The sequence below is a fragment of the Ruegeria sp. CDSB114 genome (genome assembly GCF_059611025.1).
Genome location: NZ_JBXWOT010000010.1, coordinates 98,131 through 116,438, shown reverse-complemented (window position 1 = coordinate 116,438; position 18,308 = coordinate 98,131). Strand labels below are relative to the sequence as shown.

The following is an 18,308-nucleotide window of genomic DNA, read 5'->3' as shown; positions in this document are numbered from 1 at the left end:
ATCTAGGCCACAAGGATGCCTCAATTTTCAAAGATTCTGCGCGAAATAAGCAGTGAATGAATATTGAGGTAATTTGATGGACGCGTTGCGGCTGATCGGGTTTGCGCTGATTGTTGGATTGGTTGTCGCCGGGCTGGATTACTACCAGCAGGATAAGAAACACGAAGGTACGCTGTCGGCAAACGGCTATGTGGAAACGCTCAAAACGCGGTTCGCCCTTTATCATGAAGAACTGGATGCCGAAGCGGCAGAGCGCGACCGCCAGAAGCGTTGGCGCGCAGGGGGCAAGCCCTATATGCCGGTCCCGGATTCAGAGCTTTCGCGTCGGGCAATAATGGACAGTGACTTCACGCTCGATGCGCGTGAAGGGGGGGGCTTGAAATCAGTCAGCGAGGCTGCGCGCCCGCTTGCCAGTAAGGTGGCCGTTCAAAAAGCTGAAATACAGGCCAAAAAACTGGATAAGGCAAGCTGGGTTTATGAAAAGGCTGGTCACACTTACTGGATTGAGATCAAACTGCGGCAGGAGGCTTCCGCGGATTCACTTGCAGGCAATATCGCAAGATCGATCGACTCGATGGATTTCGGTGCCAGCAACTATGCTCCGTTCGGTGTGATCGGGGGCGTTGCCTATTTTCAGTTCGTCGAAGCTGAGTACAGCCCGATCCATCTCGATGTCCGTAAAGTCTGGTCGATGATCACTGCCAAAGTGACGGATCTGACAGAGCCGGTTGGGTTCCAGATCTATACGGGCACCCTGGGTCTGGGTGAGGAAATACGTGTTGAGATGTACACGGATGCCCCGGAGCAGGATGTGCGCATATTCCTCAGCCAGCTTGACTATGATGGGATGAACGCGTTGCTTAGCCGACCGGTGCCTGGTGTAGGAAACGAGGCGGTTACCGACCCGGATGGCGGCATTGAGCGCGCCTTGCAAATGGCCGAAGTCCGGGTCGAGTTCACCCGGCTGCGCAGCGAGATTGCTCAGTTGCGGATCGAAAACATCAACGGGTTGGCTTTGCTTGCCAATACAATGGCGGCACAACACGGGTTGCCATCTGATGCTTTCGATCTGACGGCAAACAATATCCAATCCCCGGATGATTTGATCCAGATCGGGTATCGCAAAGGGTTGGCTGGCCTGGAAATTGAAAACGCAGATGCGGATGGATCTGGCGGCAGTGTTTTTGGGCGACTTTTCGGGAAGCTAACGGGTGGGTCGGAAGAAAAAGAGGTCGAACCGAAAAGCTCGAGCGGTTTGTTCGGCGGCCTGAAGTCGTTTTTTAAAGGTTCAGAAACTGCCGATGCTTCTGGGAAACGTGTGAACGAAGCATCCGAGATTCGTGTGAACAAGGGTGGCGCAGGGTCTTCGGGCAAATGCGCCTTCAAAGATGCGCGCAAGACCTGCTCGCTGTCTGGCGGCTGAGAAAGTTCAAAACTTTTAGGAAAAACGACCCCCAGATGTCTGAGGGTCGTTTTTTTTATATCACTGGTCGGATGAATGTCGCGCGGTGGGCGCTGATTGCGCCATATGGTGGCAACAGATTCCAAGGGGAGACACCCGGCTATGAAAACCCAAGTCAAAGCACTGGTCGTTGGCGGCGGCGCCGTCGGCACTTCGATTGCCTATCATCTGGCCAAGGCAGGCTGGGACGATGTCATGCTAATTGAGCGGGACGAACTGACATCAGGTTCGACCTGGCATGCGGCGGGTTTGCTGCCGCTGTTCAACATGTCCTATGCGACCACGCATATCCACAAATACTCGGTCGATTTCTACAAGCAGCTTGAAGATGAGACCGGCCTGAACGCGGGTTTCGCCGTGGTTGGCAACCTGCGCATGGCGCAGACCCAGGAGCGCATGGACGAATACATGCTGTACGCGTCCACCGCCGAAACCTGTGACGTTGCCTATGAATGGCTGACTCCGGACCAGATTAAGGAACGCTGGCCGCTGATCGAGACCTCGGACCTGAAGGGCGCGATCTATCACACCGAGGACGGCTATATTAACCCAGCAGACGTGACACAGGCGATGGCCAAGGGTGCGCGTCAACGCGGTGTTGAGATCGTTCGCAAGCTGCAGGCCGATGCCTTCCATTGGAATGGCACTCATTGGGAAGTCACCTGCACCAAAATGGTCGAGAAGGGCGGTAACCTCATTCCGTCGGATGAGCAGGTGGTTATCACCGCCGAGCATGTCGTGACCGCATCGGGCAACCACGCACAGCGGACCGCGAAAATGCTGGGCATCAAGATGCCCGCGATCCCGGTCGAACACACCTTCATCGTCATGGACAAAGACCCTGAGCTGGTCAAATGGCGTGAAGCGGGCAACCCCGAACACCCTGTTGTCCGCGATGCCGACAACGAATCCTACGCACGCGAGGAACGCGGCGGCTGGATTTTGGGGATCTATGAACATGGTGCGCCGGCGCAGTTCGAACACGGCGTGCCGGACAGCTTCCGTGCTGATCTGTTCCCGCTCGATCTCGACCGGATTGCAGATCAGTATATGGCAATGGCCGAGCGCGTGCCGTCCTGTGCCGAATCCGGCCTGAAAGACGATTTCAACGGCCCGATCTGCTACACACCCGACGGTAACCCGCTGGTTGGACCCGCGCCGGGTCTGCGCAATATGTGGCTGGCCGAGGGCTTCAGCTTTGGTATCACCGCTGCGGGTGGCACCGGTTATTATCTGGCCCAGATGATGGTCGATGGAGAAGCCGAGATCGACATGGCCTCGCTGGACCCCAAACGCTATAGCAGCAACTGGATGACCACCGAGTTCGCGGCGCGCAAGAACGAAGAGTGCTATGAGCACGTCTATATCCTGCACCACCCCGATGAAGAACGTGCTGCCTGCCGCCCGCTGCGGACTGTTCCGGCCTATGACCGTCAGAAAGCGCGTGGCGCACAGTTTGGCTGGGTTAACGGCTGGGAGCGCCCGAACTATTTCGGTCCGCTGGATGCACCCGAAAACTTCGACCATGATGCCCGCTCGTTCCGCCGCGGTGGCTGGTGGCAGCATGCCGTTGACGAAGCAAAGGCGATCCGCGAAGGCGTTGGCCTGATCGACGCATCGGCCTTCACAAAGCATGTCGTCAAAGGCCCCGGTGCGACCCAGTTCCTGGATTGGTTCACCTGCAACAAGCTGCCCAAGGTCGGTCGTATCAACCTGACCTACGCGCTGACCTCGCACGGTACCACCCGCACCGAATACACCATCGTCCGTAACGGCGAGAACAACTACTATATCGTCTCTGCCGGTGCCTGGACTGAGTACGACGCCGATTACCTGCGCAAGGCGGCCGAGGACAAGATGGAGGAGTTCGGTTACATCGAGATCCAGGATGTGACCACTCAGTGGGGCGTTTTTGCCATCGCCGGACCCAAATCGCGGGACGTTCTGAAAGAGGTCATCAAAGACGCCGATCCGGAAACCGCACTGTCCAACAAGCGCTTCCCATGGTTGTCGGCCCGTCAGATCGAACTGGGCATGTGCCCGGTCAACGCGATCCGTGTGGCCTATACCGGTGAGCTGGGTTGGGAACTGCACCACCCGATTGAAATGCAGAACTACCTATACGACCTGCTGGAAAAAGCGGGTGAGAAGCATGGCATGAAGCTGGTCGGCGCACGCGCCCAGAACTGGCTGCGTCAGGAGAAATCCTATCGCGCCTTCGGCACCGAACTGGGCCGCGACGCGACCCCGCTGGAAGCCGACCTGCCGCGCTTTGTTGACCTGTCCAAGGACTTCTATGGGAAGGCCAAGCTGGCAGAGACTGGCGTGCGCGTGAAATGCTGCACGCTGCTGATCGACGGCCCGAACGATGCCGATCCGTGGGGCCGGGAAGTGCTGTATACGCCGGAAGGTGAACGCGTCGGTCGTCTGACTTCGGGTGGCTATTCAGTAGCCTTCGAGAAATCCATCGGCATGGGCTATGTGAAGCCCGATCTGGCGGTGGAAGGCACCAAGCTGAAGGTTAAGCTTCAGGACAAATTGTGGGATGCGGTCGTCACCTGCGACAGCCCCTATGATCCGAAAAACGAAACCATCCGCAAGGACGGCTGATCTGGATAAGAACGGCGGCACCTTTTTGGTGCCGCCTTCAAATGCCCGCAGCACGCGGGCTTTTTTCATGCACTCAGCTCGTCGAAACAGTCCAGCGCCTTAGAGGCGTACATCATCGACGGCCCGCCCCCCATCTGAACCGCCATGGACAGAACGTCCGAAATCTCGTCACGTGACGCGCCGGCTTTGATCAAAGCTTCGGTGTGCAGCATGATACAGGGTTCGCATCGGTCCGCTATGGATATGCCAAGAGCGATGAATTCTTTGGTCTTGTAGTCTAGCGTTCCGCCTTGCTTGACCGCCGCGCCAAGCGCACCGAAGGCGCGGGCGGTATCAGGGATTGCGCCGTTCAAATTGCGAAGACCTTTTCGCGTGTCGTTGATCTTTTCCTGCCAGGGCATGCTACATTCCATTTAACATCGTGTGTTTGGAATATGTTTAGTTGGCCTCGGTCGGGCTTTGATCTGGATCAGGTGTCAGATTTTTCCACGATGAAGGCCAGGTTATTTGCAGGCATCTCCGCGACTTCCAGGATTTTCAGGTCGTGATTGGCCAAAAGCTCAGAAACGTCTCCGTCGTTTTTATATCCGATTTCAGCATCCTGCTGGACCAGAGCTGTATGAAATCGTTGATCCCCCGCGCTGGTCAGGCGATTGTTGCGCATGAAGGGACCATAGAGGATCAACTGGCCATTCGCGTTCAGTGCTTGCGCTGCCTCGCCGACAAGCGTTTCCATTTCGGCCCAGCTGATCAGGTGCAAGAGATTGATCAGAACGATCAGATCCCTGCCGCCAAACGGCTGATGCCAACCCTCGATGGTTGCATCCAGAGCGACTGCTTTAGACACATTCGGCAGGCCCGCGGTGTAGGCATTGATGCTGGCCTGCCGTTCGGATTCAACCTCACTGGGTTGCCAATGCATGCCGGGGCGGCATTCGGCAAAGGCTGCGATGTGCTGACCGGTGCCACTTGCCAGTTCTAGCGCTTGTCCGGTCAAAGGGGCGAACCGGTCCAGAAGGTCGCACAAAGCCCTGACGTTACGGCTGGCTGCCGGAGCGACCAACTGACCGTTCTCTCCTACAGTCGCGACGCTGGCGTTGGAGGGTAACGGGCGCTTGTTCATCTGTGCAACCTGTCTGGTCTCAGAGAGGCGATGGTCGCCGTGTCCAGACTTGATTGGTTGCCGACTGTCAGATCCGCTACCAGTTGGGATGCAGCAGGGGCCGTCTGAAACCCGTAACCACCCTGACCGGCAGACCAGATAAACGTAGGATCGGTCGGATCGGGCCCCAAAACCAGGCTGCCATCCGGTGCGAAACTGCGCAAGCCCGCCCAGTTGGTTTCGACCCGCGTCACAGGCTCGGTGACCATTGCCTCGTACCGGGCCAAGCCCTCGGCCAGAACCATGTCATCGGCAAACGCATCATGGGCGGCGGTCGGATCGGCATCGGCAGGTGAGACCAGCAATTTGCCCGCGTCGGGTTTAGCATACCAGCTTTCGCCCGCACCCAACATCATGGGCCAGGCGCGCAAGTCATGCCCGCCGGGGGCCGGGATACGGGCCATTGAGCGGCGGCGCGGCTGGATACCAATCGGCGCGATACCGGCCATCGCCGCGATTTCGTCAACCCAGGCGCCGGCTGCATTGACGATGTGTCGTGCCTCAAAGCTCTCAGTGGCCTCGACGATCCAGTGCCTATGTTTGCGAATTGCCGTGACGCTTTGCCGGGTCAGAACGGATCCGCCATTCCCACGGATCGTCCGGGCGAAATCCTGCATCATGCGGTCGGTATCTATATCTTGTTCACTGTCGCTGTGCGCCGCGAACCCGACGGTTTCGGGGTTCAGGATCGGGATAAGGGATTGTGCCGCGTCAAAGGAAATCTGTCGGCCGCCAAGTTGATCGGCATCCCGGTGAAACACATCGTGTTGGTCTTTCCCGCCGATCAGAACCCAGCCGCGTGGCGACAGATAGTCATTCGTCTCAAAATGCGCTGCGCTGGCAAGGTTGAGGGCAATAACAGCAGGCGGACCATAGGCGGGTGCAAACATAGCCGCGGACCGGCCTGATGCGTGATAGCCCAGCGCCTCTTCGCCTTCGAGCACGGTGACCTGGCCGCGCTCTGACAACCGCGCGCCCGCGCTAAGCCCGGCAATACCGCCGCCGATAATCAGGAAATCTATCATGTCGCCCCTTTGCTGGCCGCAGTCGTGATTTTCTGACGTCGAATGCGCCCTGCACGACCGTAGAATTCTAATTGAGACTTTAAGCAGGGTTGAATTTGCGCATCAACCCATCCAAAGAAGTGGAAAGCAATTAGAGGAGGGCAGGGTGAGCACAGCAGATTTACACCCATTGGCCACGGGGCACATTCCGTCTTACGTGACCCAGGCGGATGGCAGCGATTTTCTTTTGACGGTCATGTTCATTTTCACGGTTGTGGTGATCATCCTGATCGGCGTTGGCTATTTCACCCTGCATTCGATCCCCGAAAAGCTCGCGCATGAATCCAACCACCCGCAGTTTCAGCTTGTGGGAATTCTTGCGCTGCTGGCTTTGTTCACTCATAACGGATTGTTCTGGATTGCAGCCATTCTGGTCGCCGGATTCCAGTTTCCCGACATAGGTGCGCCCTTGCGTGCCATTGCCGATGCGATCCGATCTTTGGCGCCGCAACCGCCTGCTGATCCCGATCCCGTTCCATCCCCCGAACCCGTCGCGCAGCAGGAGCAATAGGACATGCTTGAAACACTGATGTGCGCGCTGGTCACAGTGCTGCCCGATTATCTGTTCCGCCGCTTTGTGCAGGGAAAACGCATCGGGCATGAGATAACCCTGTTCACCATGTGGTACGAGCTGCGCTGGGGTCTGACAACCTGTGCCATTATGGCGCTGACCGTGATCACCACTCTGTTCTATTTTCACCCGGCCAGCAAAACTGCGGCCTCGTATTTCCGCACGGTGACGATCCTGCCGCAACTGGGTGGGCGAGTGTCCGAGGTCTATGTCTCCAACAATCAACAGGTTGTTGCTGGGCAGCCAATCTTCCGGATCGAGGACTTCACTCAGACTGCAATGGTTGAGGCAGCGCATGCGCAGATCGCGCAAGTTCAGGCATCACTGAAAGTTGCGGAGACCGATCTGGCCGAGGCCGCCGCCGGGATCGCGGGCGCAAAAGCGGCGCTGGATCAGGCGCTAGAGGACTTGCAACGCAATACGACCCTGCGGGACGAAGGGTCAAGCGCCGTCCGCCTGGCCGAGATTGACCGGCTGGAAAACCTTGTCGCTGAACGAGAGGCCAAGCTGGTTGCGGCTGAATCGCAACGCGCTGCCGTCGTACAGCAAATCGAAGAGCTGATCCCGGCCCAACTGGCCAGCGCCAATGCGAACCTGGATGCTGCTTTGACCGAGCTGGACAAGACTGTGATCAACGCGGGTGTGACGGGGAGGATCGAACAGTTCGGCCTTCAGGTTGGCGATTACGTCAGTCCTCTGCTACGTCCAGCAGGTATTCTTGTGCCGTCAAATTCCGGGCATGACCGCTTTCAGGCTGCGTTCAATCAGATGTCGGCGCAGGTTATCAAACCCGGCATGGTCGGAGAGCTGGGCTGCATGACCAAGCCGTTCACAGTTATTCCGGTTGTGGTGGTCGAAGTTCAGGATGTGATCCCATCGGGACAAATTCGCCCGTCAGACGAGCTTAGAGACGTGCAGTCCAACAAGGTGCCGGGCTCGATCCTGGTTTATTTTGAACCGCTTTATAAGGGCATGGCGGATGATATCCCGCCCGGCAGCAACTGTCTGGCGAATGTCTACACCGATAACCACGAGCGGCTGGAGCATGAAGATTTGGGCTTTTGGCAATCTGCTTTCCTGCATGTGGTCGACACGATCGGCGTGGTTCATGCGGCGGGTCTGCGCCTGCGTTTGATCCTGATGCCGGTGAACACGCTGGTTCTGACTGGGCATTAACGGCTCTTACGTAGATCAGAATTTGCCGTTGTCATTCTTCCACTCGCTACGGGGCGCTATGGTTTCCATAGTGCCCCAATGCTCGACGATCACGCCGTCAGCGACCCGAAACAGATCATAAAAGCTGGTATGTTTTCCGTGACTGGCACCTTCGCTCATGCACAGGACGAAATTCCCTTCTGCCAGCACACGATGGACGCGGTGATACTGAACGATCAACTCCGCGTCTGATCTAGCTTCAAGCACCATGCGATAGGCGTCGATGCCGTCAACGCCATCGGGATCGTGTTGTATCAGGTTCGCATCAACAAACGCCTTCATCCGCTCGGTTTTCCGGTCTATCAGGACCGTTTGCGAGAAGTTGCCAACCAATTCCCGGTTCTGTTCGGTTCTGTCAATATCCGTGATTTCAGTTGGCCCATCAAGCATGCCGCGTCCCGAAGCGTTTGGGCCGCGCAGGGGCTGAATGTTATCCCAGTGCTCAATAGCTTTGCTGTCTTCAAACCGAAAGACCTCGAACGCGGCCTTAACTTCGGCAAAATCATATTCGTTATGGGCAAAAGCGAATTCGCCATCTTCAAAAACGCGAACAAATTTAACCTTGGGATTTGTTTTCGACAGGCGGGCAAACAACGTGGCCAGCCCCTCGCTGCCTTCATGGGTCTGGGGATTGTGCTGGATGTATTTTTCTTCGTTGACGACGGTTGCAGCCCCGGCATCCCCGGTTTCGATACCCTTCAACAGTTTCTGCAGCAATTCGCGTTTTGAATTCATCTGGTCCTCGTTGATCGGTAGAGCCGCGGATCAATGTGCTTGGCGCTGGTTTCGGGCTATCGAAGATCAAGAGTGGCATAAAACAGGTGGCAAAATCAAAAAAGGCCCGCACATGGCGGGCCTTTCTGCGTTATCCTGTGCCGCCTTACTGCGGAATCTCACCTTCCAAGCCTTCGACATAGAAGTTCATGCCGGCCAGTGTACCGTCGTCTGCGGTCTCGCCTTCGGCCAGCCAGTCACTACCGTCCTGCTTTTTCAGCGGTCCGGTGAAGGGGTGGTATTCACCCGCGGCCATGGCCGCTTTCAGCGCCAGTGCCTCTTCTTTGACGTCAGCGGGAACCGCGTCCGAGATTTCGCCGATTGCAACCATGCCTTCGCGGATGCCATCCCATGTATTGGCGCTTTCCCATGTGCCATCCATGACGGCCTGGGTCCGTGCAATATAGTAGGGCGCCCAGTCATCGATGATCGACGAGACGCGCGGGTACGGAGCGTATTCGCTCATGTCCGAGGCCTGGCCGAAAGTGATGACGTTGCCCGCCTCTTGCGCAGCTGCTTGCGGTGCGGTCGAGTCGGTGTGCTGCAGGATCACGTCCGCGCCCTGTTCGATCAGAACAGTGGCGGCATCTGCTTCTTTCGCCGGATCGAACCAAGTGTAGGCCCAGATGATCTTGAACTCGACATCCGGGTTGACCTTCTTGGCGTGGATATAGGCCGAGTTGATTCCGCGGACCACTTCGGGGATCGGATAGGACCCGATATAGCCAACAATGTTCGACTTGGTCATCTTGCCCGCGATATGGCCCTGTACCGCACGACCTTCATAAAAACGTGCCGAATAAACCGAAACGTTGTCGGCTGTTTTATAGCCGGTCGCGTGTTCGAACTTCACGTTCGGGAATTTCTTGGCCACGTTGATGGTCGGATCCATGTATCCGAACGAGGTGGTAAAGATCAGGTCTGCACCTTCCAGCGCCATCTGGGTCATCACCCGCTCTGCATCCGGGCCTTCGGGCACGGATTCAACAAACACGGTTTCGACTTTGTCGCCGAACTCTTCCTCAACCGCCAGACGGCCCTTGTTATGTTCATAGGTCCAGCCGCCGTCGCCCACCGGGCCGACAAATACAAAGCCGACCTTGGTTTTGTCTTCGGCTATGGCAGTAGTTGCCAAACCCAGCGCCATGGCAGCGCTTGCCAGAAATGTAGTAATTTTCATGTGTTACTCCCCAAGTTGGTTCAGTTGTCCCCGTCTAATGCGAGGCATGGAATATCCGGCCGAGTGAGGCAGGTGCGCTGCTTTTGTCGGCGGAAAGGATCACAAGCACAAGGATCGTGATGATGTAGGGCGACATTGCCAGATACTCGACCGGGATGGCAACGCCCGCTGCCTGCAAATTCAGCTGCAACACGGTGATACCGCCGAACAAATAGGCACCCAGCAGGGCGCGCCATGGCTTCCAACTGGCGAAGACGACCAAGGCCAGGGCGATCCAGCCGACACCGGCTGTCATGCCCTCGGTCCACTGTGGCACCCGGATCAAGCTGATATAGGCCCCACCTAGCCCGGCACAGGCACCGCCGAACAGGATCGCCATGATGCGGATCTTGATCACCTTATAGCCAAGCGCATGCGCCGCATCGTGGTTTTCACCTACCGCGCGCAGGATCAGTCCGACGCGAGTGTATTTAAGCGTAGCCCAGACAGCCGCTGTCAAAGCGATGCCGACATAAAGGATCGGGTCATGCTGAAACAGGATCGGGCCGATCACCGGAATATCGCTGATCACCGGGATATGGATATCGCCCATGCTGGGGGGTTTGACCCCCACATAGCTTTGACCGAGCAGGGCGCTGAACCCTAAACCAAACAGAGTAAGCGCCAGACCACTGGCAACCTGATTGGCCAGCGCCACCTGCGTCAGCAGCACAAACAGCAGGGACAGTACTGCACCGCCTATGGCGGCGGCGACAAAGCCCAGCCAGGGCGACCCAGTCTCGACCGAGATCGCAAAACCGCTGATCGCGCCAACGATCATCATGCCCTCTACGCCAAGGTTCAGAACTCCTGCTTTTTCGACGACCAATTCACCGATCGCGGCCAGAAGCAGGGGGGTTGCAGCCACCATAAGTGACGCGACCAGAAGTACGGGATTAATCTCACCAAGGTCCATGATTACGCCACCTCGCTACGGGCCGCACGGATGCGGTAGTTGGTCAAAAGGTCGAAGGCCAGCAGGAAGAACAGCAGCATCCCCTGGAATACTTGAATGGCCGCGGCAGGAAGACCCATTTGGGACTGCGCAATTTCACCACCGATATAGGTCAACGCCATTAGGCCACCGGCTAGCAGGATGCCCACCGGATGCAGTCGACCCAGAAAGGCCACGATGATCGCGGTAAAGCCATAGCCGACGTTGAAGTCGATGCTGACAACACCCGAGGGGCCCGAGACTTCGAACATCCCCGCGAGCCCGGCCAGTGCGCCTGACAGGCCAAGACAGAACAGGATCAGCCGTGCTGGGTTTACCCCGGCGAATTTGGCAGCGCGCGGGGCCTCACCCGTCAGGCGGATGTGAAAGCCCAGCATGTGCCGGTTCAGCAGGATATAGGAAAAGATCACGGCTATCAGTGCGGTCACAACGCCCCAATGCATCCCCGATCCTGCGATCAGCTCGGCATTATGCGCACTCTCATAGGATTGAAGATTGCGTGAACCCGGAAAACCGAACCCTTCAGGGTTTTTCAGCAGTCCCAGCGAGACCGAGGCCATCATCTGTTCAGCCACATAGACCAGCATCAGCGAAACCAGAATTTCATTGGTGCCAAAGCGCACCTTCAGAAAGGCCGGAATAGAGGCCCAGAGCCAACCGCCAAGCGCACCTGCCATCACCATGATCGGAAAGACATACCAGGCATCCAGCGGGTAAAAGGCCAGCCCGGCCCCCGCGCCAAAGATGGCGCCCATGATATACTGACCCTCGGCGCCGATGTTCCAGATACCGGCGCGGAAGCCTAACGACAGGCCAATCGCAATCAGCACCAACGGCGCGCCCTTCACCAGCAGCTGCGGGCGGTAATAAAAGGCGAATTCACCGAACAGAGGCTCCCAGAAAATGGTGCCGATAGCCTGAACCGGGTTTTTACCCAGGACGGCAAACAATATGCCGCCAAACAGCATCGTCGCCAGTACCGCCACAAGCGGGGTCGCATAAGACCACGCTTTGGACGGCTGTGGCCGTTTCTCCAATACAATCATCTGCTCACACCCCTGTCGTCATATTTTGTTTTGCATCAGACATGGGCTACCTCCATGCCATGTGCACCGCCCATCATCAGGCCGATCTCATCCACGGTCAGACCCGTGGTTGTGCGTGGCGCGCTGAGCCTGCCTTCGTTCAGGGCGGCAAAGCTGTCCGAGATTTCCATCAATTCGTCCAGATCCTGGCTGATGCAGACCACCGCCGTGCCCTTGGCGGCAAGGTCCAGAATGGCCTGTCGGATCGACGCAGCGGCAGCGGCGTCCACCCCCCATGTGGGTTGGTTCACGACCAGCACATCGGGGTTCTGCAACACTTCGCGTCCGATCACGAATTTCTGTAGGTTGCCGCCTGACAATGACCGGGCCGCATTCTCGGGCCCCGGCGTGCGCACATCAAAAGCGCTGATGATCTTTTCAGCAAAGCTTTTGGTATCTGCCCATTTCAAGAACCCGTTGCTTTCCAACCCTTCGCGGACCGATCCGGTCAGCAGGGCGTTTTCGGTCAGGCTCATGTCTGGGGCGGCTGCATGTCCCAACCGCTCTTCGGGGGCGGTCAGTACGCCCAGCTTGCGCCGTGCGGTTGGGCCCAGTTTGCCAATCGGCTGGCCATCGAATTTGATCGCATCGGCAGCTGTCTGGATTTCGCCAGACAGGACACCCAGCAGTTCGTCCTGTCCGTTGCCAGCAACACCGCCAATTCCCAGCACTTCGCCCTTGCGAACTGTCATGTGGACATTCTTCAGCGCGGTGCCAAATTCAGACGGTGAAGGCACGGAAAGCCCGCTGACATCCAGCGCGACCTCGCCGAACTCGCGGCCTCCGCGCTCAGGTGTTTGCAGGGTTGAACCGACCATCAACTCGGCCATCTCCCGGGCCGAGGTTTCAGACGGAACGCATTCGCCCACATTCTTGCCCAGACGCAAGATCGTAGCGTGGTCGCATAGGGTGCGGATTTCTTCAAGCTTGTGCGAGATATACAGGATCGATGTGCCTTCAGACCGCAATTTATTCAGCGTTTCGAAAAGGATATCGACTTCTTGCGGCGTCAGAACACTGGTCGGTTCATCCATGATCAAAAGCTTTGGATCCTGCAGAAGGCAGCGAATGATCTCAACCCGTTGGCGTTCCCCCGCAGACAGGTCACCGACTGTACGAAAGGGGTCCAGCGGTAGGCCGTAGGTTTCCGAAACTTCCCGAATGCGCGAGGCCAGGTCGCCCATTGGTGGCGGGTTCTCCATCCCCAATGCGATGTTCTCGGCCACGTTCAGCGCGTCGAACAGCGAAAAATGCTGAAATACCATCGCGATTCCGTCAGCACGCGCGGCGCGCGGCTCGGGCGGAGCAAAGGGTTGGCCACGCAACAGCATGGTGCCGCTGTCTGGCTTCACCAAGCCATAGATCATTTTGACCAGCGTGGATTTCCCCGCACCGTTTTCGCCCAACAGGGCATGAACTTCGCCCTCACCGATGTCAAAGGACACCTGATCATTGGCCACGACGCCGGGATAGGCTTTGGTCAGTCCTTGCAAACTTAGCAGTGGAGTGGTCACGCGCTCAGATCCTTCTTCAAATTGTTTTGCCCAATCGGGCGCAGCAGTTGTGCTGCGACGCCCACGGCAATCATCTGCGGGTGCTTGCCCAGGCCCGGGTCGCCAATCGGGCAGGTGATCCGGCTGATCCGCTCGGGCGAGTGCCCCAGCGCCGCCAGCCGAGACCGGAACCGCGCCCATTTCGTAGCCGAGCCGATCAGCCCCGCAAAGCGGAAATCGTGCGAAAGCAGACGGTTGCACAATTCCAAGTCCAGATTGTGTGAATAAGTCAGCACCAGATGTTCAGCATCACGCGGCGCATGCCGAACCAGTTCCGCTGGTTTCGCGGCAGGGACGGCGGTGACTCCGTTCGGTACGGTTTCCGGAAACCGCTTGGATCCTGTATCGACCCAGGTGATTGCGAGATCGGGCAGCGGTGACAGGACATCCACCAAGGCGCGACCGACGTGACCCGCGCCCCAGACCCACAGTGCACGCGCGGGTTTGTGGACCGGCTCGACCATCCAGCCTTCGATCAGCTGTGCCTCTGGTGCAATCCCCTGTCCGCGGGCTTCGGTCAACAGGCGTTTGACCGACAGTGGCATGTCCTGGCCCGATGTTGGTCGCGCGATGATGCTGTCGTCCAGATCGTTGATGTTGTTGCGGTCATAGACCTCGCTTAGCAAGGAAACAGCGCCACCGCAGCACTGGCCCATGTCGGGGCCAAGCGCGTGATGGGTCAGGCGCGATTGGGCGGTTTGTATCCGCGCCGCTTCGGCTGCCTGAAACTCAAGTGTGCCGCCACCGATCGTGCCGGATTGCCCGTCCTGCCAGACCAGCATTGCGGCACCAACCTCACGTGGGGACGAGCCCTTGATCCCGGCGATGACTACCCGGATCACGCGCCCATGGGTTTTGACCGCCTCCCTCAAAGTCTCAAGGTCAAATCCCATCAGTCGTCCCCCTTCATCCTTTGGACACCATGCCAGACTTCTTCTGCCGTGGCGGGGGCATCCAATGCGGGGTAGCTGTTTCCGCAGGCCGCCACCGCATTCGACAGTGCCAGCCAGGCGGATATCCCAAGCATGAATGGAGGTTCGCCTACCGCTTTCGAGCGATAGATCGTGTCCTCACGGTTTTCAGCCTCCCAAAGCGCAACGTTGAAGATGTCGGGGCGATCGGAACAAGCCGGGATCTTGTAGGTCGATGGCGCATGGGTGCGCAGATTGCCTGTGCCATCCCAGACGAGTTCTTCGGTCGTCAACCAACCCGCGCCCTGCACATAGCCACCTTCGACCTGACCGATATCCAGCGCAGGGTTCAGCGACGCGCCCGCGTCATGCAGGATATCCGTGCGCAAGATGCGGTTCTCACCGGTTAGTGTGTCCACGGCAACTTCGGTGATCGAGGCGCCATAGGCGAAGTAGAAAAACGGACGACCCTGGCCTTTGATCCGGTCCCATTCAATCTTGGGTGTCTTATAGAAGCCGGTGGCCGAAAGACTGATGCGGCCCTGATAGGTCAGCGCGGCCGCTTCGGCAAAGGTATAGCGTTCTTCACCAACCGATACATGACCATCCCCGAAGGTGACAGCCGACGGGTCGGCCTGATGTCGCTCGGCCAGATACTCTGCCATCCGGTCGCGGATCGTGTCACAGGCAGCTTTCACCGCCATGCCGTTGAGATCGCTTCCCGAGGATGCCGCCGTTGCCGAGGTGTTCGGCACTTTGGCCGTGTCTGTGGCGGTGATTTTCACCATCTCTAGCGGAATACCAAAGCGTGAGGCGGCAACCTGGGCCACTTTTTGAAACAGGCCCTGGCCCATCTCGGTACCGCCATGGTTCAGGTGCACGGACCCGTCCTGGTACACATGCACCAGCGCGCCGGCCTGATTCAGATGGGTCAGGGTGAAGGAAATGCCGAACTTGACCGGAGAGAAGGCGATGCCCTTTTTGATCACGCTGTTCTCGGCATTCCATTTCTGAATTGCTGCCTTGCGCGCGGCATAGTCGCTGGAATTCAACAAGGCTTCGGTCATGCCGTGAAGTTCGAAATCTTCGACTTCCATGCCATAAGGGGTGGTGTTTGGCGTATCGCCGCCACTGCGATCAGGGGCATGGTCATCGGTACCCGCCGGGGCAGCGTAGTAGTTCCTGCGGCGCAGCTCGACCGGGTCCAGACCCAGCTCATGCGCGGCGTGGTCCATGACGCGTTCGATTCCAACCATACCCTGAGGGCCTCCAAACCCCCGATAGGCGGTGGCAGATTGGGTGTTGGTTTTCAGTCGGTGACTTTCGATCCGCGCATTGGGCAGCAGATACGCATTGTCGGAATGCAGCATCGCCCGGTCCGCGACGGGCAGCGACAGGTCTTGTGCCCATCCGCATATGGCGTGGTGCAGAAAGGATACCCCCTGAATATGCCCATCCTGATCGAACCCGGCCCTATAGCCAATGCGAAAGGCATGCCGCTTACCGGTGATGATCATGTCGTCATCGCGGTCATAGCGCATCTTGCAGGCTGTGCCGGTTGCCCGCGCAGCCACTGCGCAGGAAACAGCCAGTGCGTTGCCCTGGCTTTCCTTGCCCCCGAACCCGCCGCCCATGCGCCGGGTTTCAACGCGCACAGCATGCATGGGAACGCCCAGAGCCTCTGCCACTTTGTGCTGAATCTCAGTCGGGTGCTGGGTCGAGCTGTGGACCAGCATATCAGCACCCTCATTCGGCACCGCCAGTGCAGCCTGACCTTCCAGATAGAAATGCTCTTGCCCGCCAAGCTCAAAACTGCCTTCGATCACATGCGCCGCGCCTGCAATGGCGGCGTCTGCATCACCTTTGGTGTAGATGCGCGGGCCGTCTTCGAACCGACTGTCGGCGGCCAGCGCCTCTTCAATCGTCAGAATTGGTGTTTCTTCAGTATAGTCGATCTTGCCCAGTCGTGCAGCTTTGCGCGCGGCCAGATGGCTGGTGGCGACAACCAGAAACACGGGCTGCCCGATATAGTGGACAGAGCCGTCCGACAACAAAGGTTCATCGTGAATGGACGGTGAGACATCATTCGCAAAGGGCAGGTCTTCGGCGGTCATCACCATGACGACACCGTCAGCGGCCTTGACTGCAGACAGGTCAATCGCGGCGATTGTGCCCTTGGCGATGGGGCTGAGACCAAAGGCCAGATGCAACGTGCCTTTTGGTGTTGGGATATCGTCCACATAGCGGGCCGAACCGGAGACATGCAGCGGCGCGGCGTCATGAGGCAGTGGTTTTGTCACGCTCATGTCGACACCTCCAGCACATTGGTTACCTGGCCCTGATCTTCAAGGAAATAACGCTCCAGCATCGCTTTCGCCGTCTCAAGGCGGTAATGAGCCGAGGCGCGCATATCTGACATTGGCGCGTAATCCTCGGCAAACATCGTCAGAGCGGATTGAACGGTAGCAGCTGTCCATGGCTTGCCGGTCAACGAAGCTTCGACTTGAGTGGCGCGTTTCGGTACACCCGCCATTCCGCCAAATGCGATGCGCGCCTGAGTGACGGTACCTTCTGCAACGGTAATGTTGAAACACCCACAAACGGCCGAGATATCCTGATCAAACCGCTTGCTGAGCTTGTAGCATTTCAACCGATCCGCCTGGCGCGGGAAGCTTACGGCTTCGACGAATTCTCCGGGTACGCGATCCTGTTTTCCATAGTCGATGAAGAACTCTTCCAAGGGCAGCGTTCGCCTTGTGTCGCCTTTGCGCAGGTGCAGGCTGGCGCCCAGGGCAATCAGTGCAGGCGGGTTGTCACCGATTGGTGACCCATTGGCGATATTACCGCCTACGGTTGCGGCGTGCCGCACCTGTACGCTGGCATAGCGGCGGATCATTTCAGCATAAGAGGGGTGCAGATCCCCCAGCGCTTCGCCCATGCGGTTCATATCGACCATGGCACCAAGGTGAATTTCATCGTCTGTAACCGTGATCTGTTTCAGATCATCGCAACCGTTCATGAAGATTACTGTTTTCAGGTCGCGCAACTGTTTGGTCACCCAAAGGCCCACATCAGTCGCGCCTGCGACCAGGGTGGCCTCGGGGTGGTCGGCATAAATGGCGGCAAGCTCGTCCGAGGACCGCGGCAGCATAGGAGACGCGGCGGGTGCTGCGTCAGGCTTGTCCTTGATCCAGACGGGAACTGGGTGCTTTTCGGCGGCTTTGGCGGCACGGATAATCGGCGCATAGCCCGTACAGCGGCACAGGTTCCCGGCCAGCTGTGTGTCGTGATCGGTTGCACCATTCGCATGTCCGGCCACCATCGACATTACAAAGCCGGGGGTGCAAAAGCCACATTGCGACCCGTGCAGATCAACCATTGCCTGCTGAACCGGGTGGGCCTGCCCATCCGGGCTGCTGGCGCCTTCGACGGTGCGCACCGCTTTGCCGTGGAGCTGAGGCAGGAACAGAATGCAGGAGTTCAGAGCTTTGGCTCCTCCCTGATCCGTCACCATGACAGTGCAGGCACCGCAATCACCTTCGTTGCAGCCCTCTTTGGTGCCGGTCAGAGAGCGATCCTCGCGCAGCCAATCCAACAAGGTGACTGTCGGATCGACATTCGCCAACTCCACTGTCTCTCCGTTCAGAAGAAACGTGATATCCATTCGTGAAACCCGTCGCGTTACCGAATTGCGCCTCTGAATGCTCTCCTTCGATGCGACGTAGAA

The 18,308-nt window shown here is 58.0% G+C and carries 15 protein-coding genes; 4 read left to right on the top strand and 11 right to left on the bottom strand.

Annotated features, from left to right (window positions below):
- The first annotated feature begins 76 nt into the window (after window positions 1-76).
- Both AC2FIP_RS17740 and AC2FIP_RS17735 read left to right on the top strand, forming a co-directional pair.
- Complete coding sequence (locus tag AC2FIP_RS17740; protein ID WP_496787508.1) at window positions 77-1,423, top strand: hypothetical protein; 1,347 nt, start codon at window positions 77-79, stop codon at window positions 1,421-1,423.
- Between the two features lie 141 nt (window positions 1,424-1,564).
- Window positions 1,565-4,072, top strand: a complete 2,508-nt coding sequence (locus AC2FIP_RS17735; protein ID WP_496787507.1) for a GcvT family protein — start codon at window positions 1,565-1,567, stop codon at window positions 4,070-4,072.
- 65 nt (window positions 4,073-4,137) lie between these two features.
- On the opposite strand, the gene AC2FIP_RS17730 is transcribed toward AC2FIP_RS17735, so the two are convergent.
- From AC2FIP_RS17730 to AC2FIP_RS17720, 3 genes are all read right to left on the bottom strand, one after another.
- Window positions 4,138-4,473 carry a carboxymuconolactone decarboxylase family protein gene (locus tag AC2FIP_RS17730; RefSeq protein ID WP_496787506.1) on the bottom strand — a complete coding sequence of 112 codons (336 nt, stop codon included), beginning with the start codon at window positions 4,471-4,473 and terminating at the stop codon, window positions 4,138-4,140.
- 68 nt (window positions 4,474-4,541) lie between these two features.
- Window positions 4,542-5,195: a DUF938 domain-containing protein gene (locus AC2FIP_RS17725; RefSeq protein WP_496787505.1), complete on the bottom strand. Its 654-nt coding sequence runs from the start codon at window positions 5,193-5,195 to the stop codon at window positions 4,542-4,544.
- The gene (locus AC2FIP_RS17720; RefSeq protein WP_281973636.1) at window positions 5,192-6,259 is read right to left on the bottom strand and encodes an NAD(P)/FAD-dependent oxidoreductase; all 1,068 of its coding nucleotides are present in this window, start codon (window positions 6,257-6,259) and stop codon (window positions 5,192-5,194) included. Before AC2FIP_RS17720 ends, AC2FIP_RS17725 begins: the two co-directional genes overlap by 4 nt.
- Window positions 6,260-6,404: 145 nt before the next feature.
- Here AC2FIP_RS17720 and AC2FIP_RS17715 point away from each other — a divergent pair, with 145 nt between their 5' ends.
- The gene (locus AC2FIP_RS17715) at window positions 6,405-6,809 is read left to right on the top strand and encodes a hypothetical protein (protein WP_142638956.1); all 405 of its coding nucleotides are present in this window, start codon (window positions 6,405-6,407) and stop codon (window positions 6,807-6,809) included.
- Between the two features lie 3 nt (window positions 6,810-6,812).
- Complete coding sequence (locus tag AC2FIP_RS17710) at window positions 6,813-8,045, top strand: HlyD family secretion protein (protein WP_496703855.1); 1,233 nt, start codon at window positions 6,813-6,815, stop codon at window positions 8,043-8,045.
- A 15-nt stretch (window positions 8,046-8,060) separates the two neighbouring features.
- Here the strand turns inward: AC2FIP_RS17710 and AC2FIP_RS17705 are convergent, their stop codons facing one another.
- The 8 genes from AC2FIP_RS17705 to xdhA all read right to left on the bottom strand — a co-directional run bounded on the left by AC2FIP_RS17705 (window position 8,061) and on the right by xdhA (window position 18,245).
- Window positions 8,061-8,819, bottom strand: coding sequence for a nuclear transport factor 2 family protein (locus tag AC2FIP_RS17705; protein ID WP_496787503.1), 759 nt, complete (start codon window positions 8,817-8,819; stop codon window positions 8,061-8,063).
- A 145-nt stretch (window positions 8,820-8,964) separates the two neighbouring features.
- Window positions 8,965-10,038 (bottom strand): BMP family ABC transporter substrate-binding protein, encoded by a 1,074-nt coding sequence (locus AC2FIP_RS17700; protein WP_281973637.1) that lies wholly within the window; start codon window positions 10,036-10,038, stop codon window positions 8,965-8,967.
- 34 nt (window positions 10,039-10,072) lie between these two features.
- On the bottom strand, window positions 10,073-10,993 hold the full coding sequence (locus tag AC2FIP_RS17695) for an ABC transporter permease (protein WP_142638949.1): 921 nt from the start codon (window positions 10,991-10,993) through the stop codon (window positions 10,073-10,075).
- A 2-nt stretch (window positions 10,994-10,995) separates the two neighbouring features.
- Entirely contained in the window at window positions 10,996-12,078 is a 1,083-nt protein-coding gene (locus tag AC2FIP_RS17690) for an ABC transporter permease (RefSeq protein WP_142638948.1), read from the bottom strand.
- A gap of 35 nt (window positions 12,079-12,113) precedes the next feature.
- Window positions 12,114-13,631, bottom strand: a complete 1,518-nt coding sequence (locus AC2FIP_RS17685; protein WP_142638946.1) for an ABC transporter ATP-binding protein — start codon at window positions 13,629-13,631, stop codon at window positions 12,114-12,116.
- Complete coding sequence (gene xdhC, locus AC2FIP_RS17680) at window positions 13,628-14,563, bottom strand: xanthine dehydrogenase accessory protein XdhC (RefSeq protein ID WP_496787501.1); 936 nt, start codon at window positions 14,561-14,563, stop codon at window positions 13,628-13,630. Before xdhC ends, AC2FIP_RS17685 begins: the two co-directional genes overlap by 4 nt.
- Window positions 14,563-16,887, bottom strand: a complete 2,325-nt coding sequence (xdhB, locus tag AC2FIP_RS17675) for a xanthine dehydrogenase molybdopterin binding subunit (RefSeq protein WP_496787500.1) — start codon at window positions 16,885-16,887, stop codon at window positions 14,563-14,565. The genes xdhC and xdhB overlap by 1 nt, the downstream gene beginning before the upstream one ends.
- A complete protein-coding gene (xdhA, locus tag AC2FIP_RS17670) occupies window positions 16,884-18,245 on the bottom strand; it encodes a xanthine dehydrogenase small subunit (protein WP_496787499.1) in 1,362 nt (453 codons plus the stop codon). Before xdhA ends, xdhB begins: the two co-directional genes overlap by 4 nt.
- Between the last annotated feature and the right edge of the window lie 63 nt (window positions 18,246-18,308).